At 50.6% G+C, this 12,907-nt stretch carries 13 protein-coding genes; 6 read left to right on the top strand and 7 right to left on the bottom strand.

All coding sequences use genetic code 11. The features are described from left to right. Positions 1-4 precede the first annotated feature (4 nt). A complete protein-coding gene (locus tag L1285_RS08440; protein ID WP_010383939.1) occupies positions 5-1,135 on the bottom strand; it encodes a bifunctional tRNA (adenosine(37)-C2)-methyltransferase TrmG/ribosomal RNA large subunit methyltransferase RlmN in 1,131 nt (376 codons plus the stop codon). A 188-nt stretch (positions 1,136-1,323) separates the two neighbouring features. Beyond that, complete coding sequence (ndk, locus tag L1285_RS08435; protein WP_010383936.1) at positions 1,324-1,755, bottom strand: nucleoside-diphosphate kinase; 432 nt, start codon at positions 1,753-1,755, stop codon at positions 1,324-1,326. A 313-nt stretch (positions 1,756-2,068) separates the two neighbouring features. Between ndk and trhP the strand changes: the two genes are divergently transcribed. The 5 genes from trhP to L1285_RS08410 all read left to right on the top strand — a co-directional run bounded on the left by trhP (position 2,069) and on the right by L1285_RS08410 (position 6,504). Further along, a complete protein-coding gene (gene trhP, locus L1285_RS08430) occupies positions 2,069-3,427 on the top strand; it encodes a prephenate-dependent tRNA uridine(34) hydroxylase TrhP (RefSeq protein ID WP_235411924.1) in 1,359 nt (452 codons plus the stop codon). A 24-nt stretch (positions 3,428-3,451) separates the two neighbouring features. After that, a complete protein-coding gene (locus L1285_RS08425; RefSeq protein ID WP_046005076.1) occupies positions 3,452-3,703 on the top strand; it encodes a YfhL family 4Fe-4S dicluster ferredoxin in 252 nt (83 codons plus the stop codon). Positions 3,704-3,895: 192 nt separating this feature from the next. Next, entirely contained in the window at positions 3,896-4,654 is a 759-nt protein-coding gene (locus L1285_RS08420) for an EAL domain-containing protein (protein WP_235411922.1), read from the top strand. Positions 4,655-4,665: 11 nt separating this feature from the next. Next, on the top strand, positions 4,666-5,427 hold the full coding sequence (locus L1285_RS08415; protein ID WP_235411920.1) for a PAS domain-containing protein: 762 nt from the start codon (positions 4,666-4,668) through the stop codon (positions 5,425-5,427). A 378-nt stretch (positions 5,428-5,805) separates the two neighbouring features. After that, entirely contained in the window at positions 5,806-6,504 is a 699-nt protein-coding gene (locus L1285_RS08410) for a helix-turn-helix transcriptional regulator (RefSeq protein WP_235411918.1), read from the top strand. On the opposite strand, the gene L1285_RS08405 is transcribed toward L1285_RS08410, so the two are convergent. Genes L1285_RS08405 through L1285_RS08385 form a run of 5 tightly spaced genes read right to left on the bottom strand, consistent with a single transcriptional unit; the run spans position 6,501 to position 9,850 of the window. Then, positions 6,501-7,286 (bottom strand): CsgG/HfaB family protein, encoded by a 786-nt coding sequence (locus L1285_RS08405; protein ID WP_235411916.1) that lies wholly within the window; start codon positions 7,284-7,286, stop codon positions 6,501-6,503. The two genes, L1285_RS08410 and L1285_RS08405, sit on opposite strands and share 4 nt — an antisense overlap. After that, positions 7,286-7,702, bottom strand: coding sequence for a curli assembly protein CsgF (locus L1285_RS08400; protein ID WP_235411914.1), 417 nt, complete (start codon positions 7,700-7,702; stop codon positions 7,286-7,288). Before L1285_RS08400 ends, L1285_RS08405 begins: the two co-directional genes overlap by 1 nt. A gap of 2 nt (positions 7,703-7,704) precedes the next feature. Then, entirely contained in the window at positions 7,705-8,097 is a 393-nt protein-coding gene (locus L1285_RS08395) for a CsgE family curli-type amyloid fiber assembly protein (protein ID WP_268836007.1), read from the bottom strand. A 47-nt stretch (positions 8,098-8,144) separates the two neighbouring features. Continuing rightward, positions 8,145-9,665, bottom strand: coding sequence for a curlin (locus L1285_RS08390; protein ID WP_235411912.1), 1,521 nt, complete (start codon positions 9,663-9,665; stop codon positions 8,145-8,147). 41 nt (positions 9,666-9,706) lie between these two features. Next, positions 9,707-9,850, bottom strand: a complete 144-nt coding sequence (locus tag L1285_RS08385; protein WP_156158653.1) for a hypothetical protein — start codon at positions 9,848-9,850, stop codon at positions 9,707-9,709. Between the two features lie 531 nt (positions 9,851-10,381). Here L1285_RS08385 and L1285_RS08380 point away from each other — a divergent pair. Next, positions 10,382-12,883, top strand: a complete 2,502-nt coding sequence (locus tag L1285_RS08380) for a S8 family serine peptidase (RefSeq protein ID WP_235411910.1) — start codon at positions 10,382-10,384, stop codon at positions 12,881-12,883. Positions 12,884-12,907 lie beyond the last annotated feature (24 nt).

Here is a 12,907-nt window from a genome sequence, read left to right as displayed (position 1 = left end):
TTTTTTAGCCAACCTTAACCGCTATCGCGTTGTCTTCAAGCTGCTTTTTCTTCGCCAGACGCTTGGTTCTGTCGACCACGTCTCCTACCAGCTGACCACAGGCGGCATCAATATCATCACCACGGGTACGGCGCACGATACAGGTTAACCCGGCTGCCTGAAGTACTTTAGAGAAACGGTCGATACGACTGTTGCTCGAACGCCCATACTCATTGCCCGGGAACGGGTTGAACGGGATCAGGTTGATTTTAGACGGCGTGCCCTTTAATACCTGAACCAGCTCATGAGCATGATCGGTGCTGTCGTTCACGCCCTGCAACATCACATATTCAATGGTGACGTCTTTATTGGCCTTTGAGCCATCGATATAACGACGACAGGCCGCCAGGAACTCTTCAATCGGGTACTTTTTATTGATAGGCACCAGCTCATCACGCAGCGGATTGTTTGGCGCATGTAAGGAAATCGCCAGTGCTACGTCAATTTTTTCTTTCAGAATATCCAATGCTGGTACTACACCTGAAGTACTCAGGGTCACTCGACGCTTAGACAGACCGAATGCCCAGTCGTCCATCATCAGTTCCATTGCAGGCACCACGTTGTTGATGTTGAGCAGCGGCTCACCCATCCCCATCATCACCACATTGGTGATCGGACGCTTGGTGCTGTCGCCATCATGCAAGCCAATGTCTTTGGCTACGCGCCACACCTGGCCGATGATCTCACTGACTTTCAGGTTACGGTTAAAACCCTGTTGCGCCGTTGAACAGAAGGTACATTCCAGCGCACAACCCACCTGAGAAGACACACACAAAGTGGCGCGGTCTTTTTCGGGGATCCACACGGTTTCCACTTCCTGTCCGCCATCCAGTACCAGGGCGTACTTGATAGTGCCATCGCTGGCCTGCTGGCGTACTGAGATTTCCGGTGCACGGATCTCACACTCCGCCTGCAACTTAGCGCGCAGCTTTTTATTGATGTTGCTCATATCATCGAAGTTATCAATGCCGAAGTGGTAAATCCATTTCATGACCTGATCGGCGCGAAACGGTTTCTCACCGTATGATGCAAACAACTCGCGCATCCCCTCGCGATTTAAATCAAGTAAGTTAATTTTTTTCTCAGTCGTAGTCATGAAACAACCCCAGATCAGATGACGGCCAGTGCAAATTTAATAAAACGCTGAATTGTACAAAATTTAATCAACGCTTTCAAATCTGAATACTTTGCTAAGCCTGCTGTCTGTCGCATTCAGGCTTAGCAAAGTGCATCAGGGACGAAAAAAGGGCGCTAAGGCCCTTCTTTGATGTCACCGTGCTCGAATTAACGAGTACGTGCGCACAGCTCTTCTTCAGTGAAGAAGTAAGCGATTTCACGTGCAGCAGACTCTGGAGCGTCTGAACCGTGTACCGCGTTCTCGTCGATGCTGTCAGCGTAGTCAGCACGTAGCGTACCCGCTAGCGCTTCAGCTGGGTTAGTTGCACCCATGATTTCACGGTTTTTACGGATTGCATCTTCGCCTTCAAGAACCTGAACCATTACTGGACCAGAAGTCATGAACTCAACCAAAGCACCGAAGAAAGGACGCTCTTTGTGCTCTGCGTAGAAACCTTCCGCTTTCTCTTGAGAAAGGTGGATCATTTTAGCTGCAACGATCTTCAGACCAGCAGACTCGAAACGGTTGTAGATTGCACCGATGTGGTTTTTAGCGACCGCATCAGGCTTAACGATTGAAAAAGTACGCTCTAAAGCCATCTTTTTTGCTCCAAAATGAAATTAATGAATTTATACGGGCGCGAATTATACGCGTTTTAGATGTAAAAACCTACTATTTCTGTCCCGCGATGATTTTGTGTGAAACCAGGCCTTATGTGGCCGCAGGTTGGGCAATTTGTCAGGGACCCCGCAAAACCTGATCCAAGTCAAAAAACACCTCGGCGGCTTGCCCTATACTGCGCCGCTTTTTGATTTAACCCAATCGTCCGGTTCACTGCAATGCAGGGCACGCAGACGATTGATTTACCCCAACAGCTGACCCGTAATCAGTTCAATGTATGAGGTTTTTGAGATGTTTGTACCTGAGCTCCTTTCACCCGCCGGTAGTTTAAAGAATATGCGTTACGCTTTTGCGTACGGTGCCGATGCCGTGTACGCCGGCCAGCCGCGCTACAGCCTGCGCGTGCGCAACAATGAATTCGATCTGGCCAACCTCGAAATTGGCATTAACGAAGCCCACCAGCAAAATAAAAAGCTGTATGTGGTCTCTAACATCGCGCCGCACAACGGCAAGGTCAAAACTTACCTGCGCGATATTGAGCCAGTCATTGCCATGCAACCGGACGCGCTGATCATGTCCGACCCGGGCCTAATCATGCTGGTACGCGAAAAGTGGCCCGATATGCCCATTCACCTGTCCGTTCAGGCCAACGCCGTCAACTATGCGGCCGTGCAATTCTGGGCAAAGCAAGGTATAGAGCGGGTGATCCTGTCACGGGAGCTGTCACTGGAAGAAATTGCCGAGATCCGCACTTTGTGCCCGGATACTGAGCTGGAAGTATTTGTGCATGGTGCGCTGTGTATGGCCTACTCTGGGCGCTGTCTGCTCTCTGGCTACATCAATAAGCGCGACCCTAACCAGGGCACCTGCACCAATGCCTGCCGCTGGAGCTACGACGTTAAGCCGGGAGAAGAAAACGCCACAGGCGATGTGGTGCACAAAATTGACCCGCAACAGGTGATCCCGACGTTAGGTGACGGACAGCCGACCGATCAGGTGTTTATGCTTGAAGAGCAAGGTCGCCCAGGTGAGTATATGCCGGCCTTTGAAGATGAGCATGGCACTTATATTATGAACTCCAAAGACTTGCGTGCCGTGCAATACGTTGATCAGCTGACCAAGATGGGCGTGCACAGCCTGAAAATTGAAGGCCGGACTAAGTCTTTTTACTATGTTGCCAGAACCGCACAGGTCTATCGCCGTGCTATTGATGATGCCGTCGCCGGTAAGCCGTTCGACCCGTCACTGATGCGGACACTGGAAAACCTGGCACACCGGGGCTACACCGAGGGCTTCCTCAAGCGTCATGCCCATCAGGAGTACCAAAATTATGACTACGGTCATTCAGTGTCGGATCAACAGCAGTTTGTTGGGGAAATTTTGGGTCGCCACGACAATGGCCTGGTGGAAATTGACGTTAAAAACAAGTTCTGTACCGGCCACAGCCTGGAACTGATGACCCCACAGGGCAATATCAGCTTCAACCTTGAGCACATGGAAAACAAGAAAGGCGAGCAGATCAGCGATGCCAAGGGCTCGGGCCATATAGTGAAAATCCCACTGCCCGAAGACATTGACCTGAGCCATGCCATTTTGATGCGTAATCTGGGTGCACAAGAAAACACCCGCAATCCGTTTAAAAAAGCCTGAACTGGCCAAAGCGGAGCGTAAACCATGGCGTTACTGATCAACAGTAAATGTATTAACTGCGATATGTGCGACCCGGAATGCCCCAACCAGGCAATCTATATGGGTGAAAAAATCTATGAGATAGATCCGGATAAATGCACTGAGTGCGTCGGCCACTACGACCAGCCAACCTGCGTCAGTGTCTGCCCGATTGACTGTATTAAACCAGACCCCGCACACCGCGAGAGCCTGGATACGCTGGCTGAGAAGTTTCTCAAACTCACAGGCCAGAGCTAATCTCTGCTAAAAGCGCCCACGGGCGCTTTTTCTTTTTATTATTATTATTATCCGCATATCATCTAAGCAAAGTAAACTTCGACTCGATTCTCCAACGTATTATTCCCTTGTAAACCTGTCACAGTTCGATTGCAAAACCTTTGGGCTATGCCAGACTTGTTAAGGCGTCTAACTTTTAAACAGGGAGTCTCTATGCCTGGCTGCAAAACTTGTCGTTGTCACACCGATTACAAAATGGACATCACTATGGCCATGCAACCAATCGTGGACCTGCGCACCCGACAAGTCTATGCCTATGAAGCTTTGGTCCGAGGCACTCAGGGTCAGTCGGCCGGACAGGTACTCGCTCAGGTCACAGAAGACAGCAAGTATTATTTCGACCAGCTGTGTCGCACCACCGCCATTGAAATGATGGCCGGACTCAGCGATACCGCTAAGCTGTCGATTAACTTTTTACCCAACGCCATTTACGACCCGCAAACCTGCTTGCGCAAAACCCTCGAAGCCGCCGATAAATTCAACCTGGCAAAAGAGAGAATTATCTTTGAGGTCTCTGAGCAAGAGCACCTCACCGACCATGAAAAGCTCATCGATATTGCCAACACCTACAACAAAAACGGCTTTAAGGTTGCACTGGACGATTTTGGCGCCGGTTACGCTGGCATAGAAGTGCTGCATCGCTTCCAGCCCGACATCATTAAGCTCGATATTTCACTGATAAACGGCATTGCAGAGGATCCGGTCAAACAGGCCATTGTCGACGGTATTTGTCTGATGGCACGCCGACTGGACATAGACTTGGTCGTTGAAGGCGTTGAAACCCTGACGGATTACCGCTGCCTGCGTGATTTAGGCGTTTATTTAATGCAGGGCTATCTGTTTGCCAAACCTGTGATTGCAACTTTGCCCAACCCCAGCTTTCCCGCACAGCCAGCCGAGCACCCCGAGTAAGGACAACCACCATGAAAGCCAACAGTTTTGAGTCATTTTTTCATGATGCCTATATGCCCCACGGGCACTGTTATTTATGGCAACCCCATTTGCAGTGGGGCAATGTTATCTCGGATTTACTCATTGCCACCGCCTATTTTTCTATCCCCATTGCCATTATGATTTTTGCCAAAAAAAGACCAGACGTCGGTGGTCACTGGTTGTTTGTGCTATTTTCAAGTTTTATTCTGCTGTGCGGATTAACTCACCTGGTAGGCATTTACACCGTCTGGCAAGGCACCTATGGTATGCATGCCCTAGCCAAAATGGCTACAGCGCTGATCTCTATTACCACCGCAGTGTACATGTTCCGCCTGATCCCCAGCGCCATTGCCATTCCCACGCCAAATCAGTTTCAGGGGGTATCGCGTAAGCTCGACAAGGTCACGCAGGAAAAACATCAGCTGGATTCAAAACTGGCTGAGCACGAGTTAACCCACTTTATTCTCAACACCCTGCCTGCCAGTATCGTGGTCCTCGACGAAAGCTTTAAAATCACTCAGTGTAATCCGCACTTTCTTAAGACCTTAGATCTGTGTGACACACAGCCCAATGGTCAGCCCCTGAGCGAACTGATTGGAGTGGAATGTGGTGACCGGCGAGGTCAGTTACTCACCGCGCCTGATGGCGATGGGCCAACTGAGCTATTAAATTGTGCGGATAAAACTATGTATGAGGCCAAAACCCAGTCACAGCCCTTTTTACTGGCAACGGCCACCCCTCACTCAGCTTAACCTTACGGCCTGATAATCTTCTCTGTCAGGCCTGCCGTTAACCTCGCTGATTCTGTATTTAAGGCTCTGCGAGTATCCTTCATCTTGCCTACACTCCCCACTGTAGCTTACTGACAGCCCTGTTTTCACTTTGAATGAAACATAAATGTAAAAATTAACAGGCTCAGCAGAGCAGCGACTTACTTTCTTCCCTTGGCAGGGCCAAACACAGTCCAGCTGGTCATTACAGCACACTTTCTTCGTCTCGTCGGTAAAAATGGAATGTTCCAATAAGTCATACTGATCCGGTCAGTTCCAAAAATTGGAAATAAGTACTAAACATCTTGTAAAAAATATGTATATTTGAGTTAACGGAACAACAAAAGGACAGTCGATAAAATGATGTATTCAGACAACCAAACGCGTAGTGCTCTGTTTGTCCTGACAGACCAAAAGACCAATACGCTGAGTCAGGATTTCCTCATGTTTGTCAAAATGCTTGAGGCTTGCGGTAACAATATCAAGGTCGATACCCGCCTGCCCGCCACTGAGCAAAGGGCGCAGTACCAGCTGTTTCTGGTCGATGTGAGTCACCGTGAATGCCGAGACTTACTCAGCGCACAGCTCAGGGCGTTGGCACAACATCACAGTGTCTTGTTATTTAATGCTTGCCCGGATACCCTGGACGAACAAACCGCCCTGCTCGCCAATGTCAAAGGCGTGCTCTATCAGGGCGCTTCGCCAGAAAGCCAGTTCAAAGGCATTCAGCGTGTACTCGGCGGTGAACTCTGGTTTGGCAGAGGTGCCATTTCACTGGCATTCAGTGCCCTGATGCAGCGTCTGCCGCAGACTCTGCCGGGCCTGTCGGACGAACAGCGTGATATTACACTGGCCTCACTGACTAAACGCGAAAAGTCCGTGATCCGATTGCTGGCTGATGGTGCGAAAAACGACGATATTGCTGATTCTCTTAATATCAGCAGCCATACCGTCAAAACCCACATCTACAGCGCTTTTAAAAAGACCAACTCGCGCAACCGGATTGAGCTAGCCAACTGGGCCCAGCAGCATATCCCCTTTGGCGGGCTGGCCAATTAACCAGCCTGCTGTGGGGCGGATTTTGCCGCCCACACCCCTTTTTCGAGGCCCTGATGAACCAGTAACGTCAGGGCCTTTTCAATCGCCTGAGTCACACAAATATGCATGGGTTCATTTTCACTGTATCCGGCCTCCGCTTCGGCCAGACGTTTATAGCTGACATAGCGGAAAAACCCTGCCCGCATTTCTTTAGACAGCACTTTTTTACTGGTGGCGACCGATAACAACACCTGTCCGGTGCGCACATCAACTGCCCGCAGATAGATGCTGATGGTGTCTTCACGATACAACTCAGACGCACCAATGCCGAAATACTCCATTCCCATACCGCCTGTTTTAATGTTGGCATCATAGCTGATGATGCCACCTTCGAAGATCAGCTTAGCGTGCGTCAGCGGCGGCAGACTGCTTGATGCCTCCTTGTCCTGCATCGCAGCGCGGGTGATCTTGCGTTCGGTCAACAGGTTTTGCAGCCCCTCTCGCTCAATGGGAATAAACCAGTCGGTTTCATGCAGCGCCTGCATCAGAATGGAATTGGCCCCCTGGGTCACCGCCGTTGAAAACGAGCTGACATTTTCCTGAGGTTTATATTGTCCGGTTTGGTCGCGAAACGAATAGACAGAAACCGGAATTGGACCTCGTGGCGCGGGCAGTGCTTTTAACTCACTAAACACCTCAGTGGCGGCCAGCGGCTCGGCCTTCGCCATGGGAGGTGGCAAAACAGGGATACTGCTACAGGCACTCAGCAGTAGCATCATCAGGGTAAAACTCAAATACTTCATTAACCAAACCTCGGTACTTCCAGCGTCGTCATATCGCCCGTCAGTGTGTTGGTGATCTGCACCGTAATGGAATCGGGTGTGCTGGTGATCACCTGAATTTCGTAATCGCCGCTCATAAAGGTCGAGTCTTTATCAAAAATGCTGTCCTCGACTTCATCGCCAAACGCTGTGGACGTAATTTCCCGCACCATGCGATTCAGATAAGTTCGCTCCAGGGATTCCTGAAAGCGGTCGCCGTAGGATTTTTCAATCACCGGCGCACGATGTTTATTTTGTGCCTGGGCCTTATTTAAAAGCATATTGGCATTGAGGGGGTTGCCGCCAAAAGACGGATTAATGGGTTTGTAGACTAATTCCGTGGCATGCAGCGACAGACTGCATAGCACGCCAAAGCAGCATATTATTGTTGTTTTCATTGTTACCACCCGCTTGTTGCTAAATCTGGAGAGTGTTGCTGATGCTGTGCGCTGGCCATGGCATCCATAATGGCAAATAATGCCGCCTCAACGCGTGCCTTAAGGGGTCCACCGCGACGCCCCATGGCAGTGGCATACACCAGCTGGTTGTTCATAAATACCTGTAACCGGGTACCCGCACGTGGCAGGACGGTTTCTTTAATGGTGATATTCACTCCTGAGGTCGCCGGTACATCGCGCCACAGCTGTGAAAAGTCAAAATAAAACTGGTAGCCGAAGCGGCTAATGCTCTGGTCGATAACCAGCCCACCCAGCTCAACTTCTTCGTCGGCTCCGTGGCTGTGCGGTATCAAGCTAAAACACAGCATAATCAGAACAAAAATCGATAACTTCATAAGGGCTTATTTGGCCACAAAACCTGACGGTTTTGTGGCCGTGATCATTACTGCTGAGTCACAGTCGCGACGTTGTAGTCACCGACCTGAGTAATGTTGATGGTCTGGCCGCTACCATTTACGCCCCCTTCAACCAGGTTACCGAAGCCGTCCTGATTGATTTGGATGTTGTTATCGCTGCCACTGACAACGAATGCACCCGAGTCAACACCGGCCACAAAGTTTGCGCCGCCGGTTTGCTCAATGGCGATATCGTTACTATTGCCTTCCAGCATCAGGTCGATGGCATTGAGTTCACCATTTTGCACCAAATCCAGCTGGTTCAGTCCGCTGTCAACCACAGACGCCAGAGTGACCGACACCCCATTGCTGTCACCGGTTTGCGCCACATTCAGCATATTATTGTTGCTGGTCAGCGTGTTATCAGGATGCGATGACTGCAACACCACCTCGTTATTGTCGCCATTTTGGATCACACCCACTTCACTGCCATTGCTGTTAAACTTCGCAATGTGCAGCTGGTTGTTGTCACCCAATTGCAAGGTGCTGTATTCATTATCGTTGCCTGCAGCACCCAGATAAGCCTGATTGTCATTACCGCGCTGCTGTGCATCGAAGTCGTTGTCATTACCAACTACGTCGAACGTTGTCTGATTGTTGTCACCCAGCTGCGCCAGCGTGACATAGTTACTGTCGCCGCTGAACAGTGTGGAAGTCATGCGGTTATCATTGCCTTCCTGTTCCAGATCCACCCGGTTGCTCTCGCCCTGCAACTGAGCCAGCTCAATCTGGTTACCGTTACCCGCGCTTTGCTCTACCTGCAGCTCATTATCGTTACCAGCGAGCACATCAATGGTGAATTTGTTGTAGTTGCCTTCCTGAGACAGGCTCAGGTCATTATTATTGCCCTGCAAAAGCGCCAGGTTTAGCTCATTGTAAGTGCCGTTTTGATCGACCTCGATACTGTTCTGGTCGCCCTGTACACGGTCAATGTTCACTTCACCCCAGGTCCCTTGCTGAGTTGCCGTTACCTGGTTGTTGTTACCCTGCATGTCGGTGTTGTAGAACCAGTGGCCACCGCTGCTTTGCTCAACATGGATACGGTTACCATCACCATTAATGGTGTTTGTCACTTCGTTATTGATGCCAATGTAACCCGCACCGCGCTGAGTGATGTTTAGGCTGTTGTCGTTACCATTTAATTCAGTCAGTGCTCCATTAGCCTCACCATCCTGGCTGTATTCCTGCGTATTACCATCGCCCGCAGCCGTCACTTTGGCCAGGTTGCCCGTGCCCGCCTGAAATACGGTGGTCGTATTGCTATCGCCTTCAATCGACAGTTCGCTGACATTGGATTCACCTTGTTGCGAGCTGGTGAGCACATTGCCTGCGCCATTGTTAGAGCGCTGTGTTACCGTCAGCGTATTGCCTGTGTTGTCTATCTGGATCAGCTGTGCCAGTTCAGACGTTGAAGCCGATTTTGCTTCTGTGTCGGCAGCCTGTGCCACGCTGACACCAGATAATGCCAGTGCAATTGCACAGCAGGTCAGTGATTTCGAAAATTTCACCTGGTTCTCCTTAGAGTTATTTATCATTTTTACCATGTCCTTCAACTTGTACGCCTGTCTGCCTGATGGTTAAAACACACCGTCTTTATGGAGGTTGCCAGCTCCTGACCTGTGCGCTCGGGCAGACACAGTACAAATAAACCCGGGTTATCTTCACCGCTTCCCTCCAGATTGCCGTTATCCATTATTAGATACCCGCACCTAAAGAGCCGCATTCATACTCGCTTAGTCGTTACAGCCTGAGTCCATTGCCCAGCTCCTGGCTGCGCAGTGTTTGCACGTTTCATTGTATGGACTCACACCACCACTGTAGAGCGCCATGTCAGTCAGGGAAATGAGAAATAATTTGGAATCTATAAAACAAATAAAATTCAATCACTTAAATTGAAAACAGTTAATTTACCGATATTGATACAGTGCAAACTCACAAAATAGTATGAGTCACAGAACGGCCAACATCGGACCATCAAACTCACAAAAAAGAATGGAAATCACTTTCAAAATCCGAGTCAAATACCAAAAAAGTCGGGTTTTTACCCACAAAACGCGCTTTAAAATTGCGCCCTCAATTCAGGCTGTTTTAGCGTGAGCTCAGTTGCCAAACCGAGTTATCGACTGCCAGCCTCTGGCCTGGCGGTTTACACATCATGCCCACTAAGTCGAGCACATACCATGACGTCATGGTCAACAACTCAACTTACAATCTAGGACAAATGATGAAACTAAAATTTTCTGCCTTAACATTGGCATTACTGCCAGTTTTCAGCGGCGCAGCACAAGCTGCAGTACAAATCACAGCAACAGAAAAAACCAATGACAACAGCGTCATGGTAGTCTTCAAAAAGGATGCGTCCAGTGCCCTGCGCGCCCAGGCTCGTAACCTGGTTAAAGCACGTATTTCCGATAACAACGCCGATGAAGTCGATGATCGTTATAAGCACGTGTTGGCGGGCCGCCTTGCCAACTTCAAACTGGACGGGCTCAGCAGCAAAGAGGCCATTGCAAAACTGGCAAAACACCCTGCGGTAGAATATGTTGAGCCGGATTATCAGGTGAAGGCACTGGGTATTCCGGATGATGCGCGCTTCGGCGAACTGTGGGGTCTGCACAACACAGGACAAACCGGTGGTGTTGAGGATGCCGATATCGATGCGCCAGAAGCCTGGGATATCAGCATAGGTTCACGCGACGTAATTGTCGGTGTTATCGATACCGGGGTTGACTACTTACACCCGGATCTGGCGGCCAACATGTGGCAAAACCCAGGTGAGATCGCAGGAGATGGCATAGATAACGATAACAACGGCTACGTCGATGACGTATACGGTGTCAATGCCATCACAGGTTCCGGTGACCCAATGGATGACCAGGGCCATGGTACTCACGTATCTGGTACTATCGGCGCCACGGGTAACGACGCCACGGGTGTGGTGGGCGTAAACCACGAAGTCTCTATCGTCGGGTGTAAATTCCTGGATTCCTCAGGCAGCGGCTCCACTTCCGATGCGATTGAGTGTATCGATTACATGGTCTCACTCAAGCAGGCGGGCCATAATGTACGCGTTCTAAACAACAGCTGGGGCGGCGGTGGTTTCAGCCAAACGCTGGCAGATGCCATCACGGCCAGTGAAAATGCGGATATCCTGTTTGTGGCGGCAGCCGGTAACGGCGCAGTCGATAACGACAGCAACCCACACTACCCGTCTAGCTATGAGCATGACAGCGTATTCTCAATTGCCTCAACCACAGACAATGACACTATGTCCTCTTTCTCGCAATGGGGTCTGACTTCAGTTGATATGGGTGCGCCAGGTAGCGCCATTCTGTCAACAGTACCGGGCGGCGGTTACAGCAGCTTCTCAGGTACATCCATGGCGACACCACATGTTGCCGGTGTCGCAGCATTGGTGCTGTCTATCGATCCGACGCTCGATACGCTTTCACTGAAAAACCTGCTGATGCAAAGCGGTGACGCCAACGCGGCACTGGAAGGTAAAACCGTGGCAGGCACGCGTCTGAATGCACATCAGGCACTGCTTGATGCCGATCCGACACCGGGCTTCAGAATGGGCGTTACGCCAGGCACACAGGAAATCACAGCGGGTGAAACGGCCAGCTATGAATTCAACTTCACCTCTGTGGCTGACTGGCAAGGCGACATCGCGCTGACACTGGACAGCGCATTGCCAGGCGCAGTACTGTCACAAAACACCGCAACACCGGGTAGCACAGTCACCCTGACCGTCCCGACCACGGCAGATACTCAGTGGGGTAACTACAGCTTCACAGTCAACGGCACATCTGGCGACCTGGCTGAAAGCAAAGCTGTTAGCCTGTCTGTGCTACCTCAAGGTCTGAGCGACTTCAGCTATGACAACACAACGGCTGTGGACATTCCTGATAACGATGCCAATGGTATCAGCTCAGTGATCACGGTTGCTGATGACATCACCATTTTCGACAGCAACACGCTGGTGGACATCACCCACACGTATATTGGCGATCTGCTGGTCACGCTGACCTCTCCGGCGGGCACCTCAGTCACCCTGCACAACCGCAGCGGCGGCAGCACAGACAACCTGGTTGACACCTTCAATTCAGCGGCCTTCAATGGTGAAGCAGCACGTGGTGACTGGACACTGAGCGTGTCAGACAACGCGGGTGTGGATACAGGGACTCTGAATAACTGGACGCTGACACTAACAGGTCTGGGTGAAGTGTCTGCACAGCCTCCGGTTGCCGGTTTCAGCTTTGAAAAGAGTGGCCTGAGCGTAACCTTTACTGACAGCAGCACCGATGCCAACAACGACATCGTCAGCTGGCAGTGGGACTTCGGTGATGGCAACAGCAGCAGCGATGCGAACCCGACCCATGTCTACACCACATCGGGCACTTACTCTGCGACACTGACTGTCACTGACAGCGAAGGCAACAGCAACAGCACCACACAGGAAGTGACCGTCAGCTCTGATGACATCGCACTGGAAGTAGTACGTACTAACAAGTCACGTCTGGGCTTCTACCGGGTATCCCTGTCATGGTCTGGTAGCAGCGCTGAGCAAGTCGACATTTATCGCGATGGCGCCCTGCTGCGTACAGTCAATAACTCAGGTCAGTTCCGTGATTTCGGTCGCGACCCTGCTGTAACGGGCTTCACCTATAAGATCTGTCAGGCAAGTGATATCTGCTCAAACGAAGTGAGTGTGAGTTTCGAGTAACCTGGTTCGAGTAATCTCGTTCCA

The organism is Pseudoalteromonas sp. DL2-H2.2 (assembly GCF_021532535.1).
Lineage (GTDB): Bacteria > Pseudomonadota > Gammaproteobacteria > Enterobacterales > Alteromonadaceae > Pseudoalteromonas > Pseudoalteromonas rubra_A.
The sequence above is the reverse complement of the archived record's forward strand: the minus strand, read 5'-3'. Positions and strand labels throughout refer to the sequence as shown.

Excerpts from the sequence above, each read along its gene's own strand:
- L1285_RS08440 (WP_010383939.1), bottom strand. The coding sequence starts at position 1,135 with ATGACTACGACTGAGAAAAAAATTAACTTACTTGATTTAAATCGCGAG.
- ndk (WP_010383936.1), bottom strand. The coding sequence starts at position 1,755 with ATGGCTTTAGAGCGTACTTTTTCAATCGTTAAGCCTGATGCGGTCGCT.
- trhP (WP_235411924.1), top strand. The coding sequence starts at position 2,069 with ATGTTTGTACCTGAGCTCCTTTCACCCGCCGGTAGTTTAAAGAATATG.
- L1285_RS08425 (WP_046005076.1), top strand. The coding sequence starts at position 3,452 with ATGGCGTTACTGATCAACAGTAAATGTATTAACTGCGATATGTGCGAC.
- L1285_RS08420 (WP_235411922.1), top strand. The coding sequence starts at position 3,896 with ATGCCTGGCTGCAAAACTTGTCGTTGTCACACCGATTACAAAATGGAC.
- L1285_RS08415 (WP_235411920.1), top strand. The coding sequence starts at position 4,666 with ATGAAAGCCAACAGTTTTGAGTCATTTTTTCATGATGCCTATATGCCC.
- L1285_RS08410 (WP_235411918.1), top strand. The coding sequence starts at position 5,806 with ATGATGTATTCAGACAACCAAACGCGTAGTGCTCTGTTTGTCCTGACA.
- L1285_RS08405 (WP_235411916.1), bottom strand. The coding sequence starts at position 7,286 with ATGAAGTATTTGAGTTTTACCCTGATGATGCTACTGCTGAGTGCCTGT.
- L1285_RS08400 (WP_235411914.1), bottom strand. The coding sequence starts at position 7,702 with ATGAAAACAACAATAATATGCTGCTTTGGCGTGCTATGCAGTCTGTCG.
- L1285_RS08395 (WP_268836007.1), bottom strand. The coding sequence starts at position 8,097 with ATGAAGTTATCGATTTTTGTTCTGATTATGCTGTGTTTTAGCTTGATA.
- L1285_RS08385 (WP_156158653.1), bottom strand. The coding sequence starts at position 9,850 with ATGGATAACGGCAATCTGGAGGGAAGCGGTGAAGATAACCCGGGTTTA.
- L1285_RS08380 (WP_235411910.1), top strand. The coding sequence starts at position 10,382 with ATGAAACTAAAATTTTCTGCCTTAACATTGGCATTACTGCCAGTTTTC.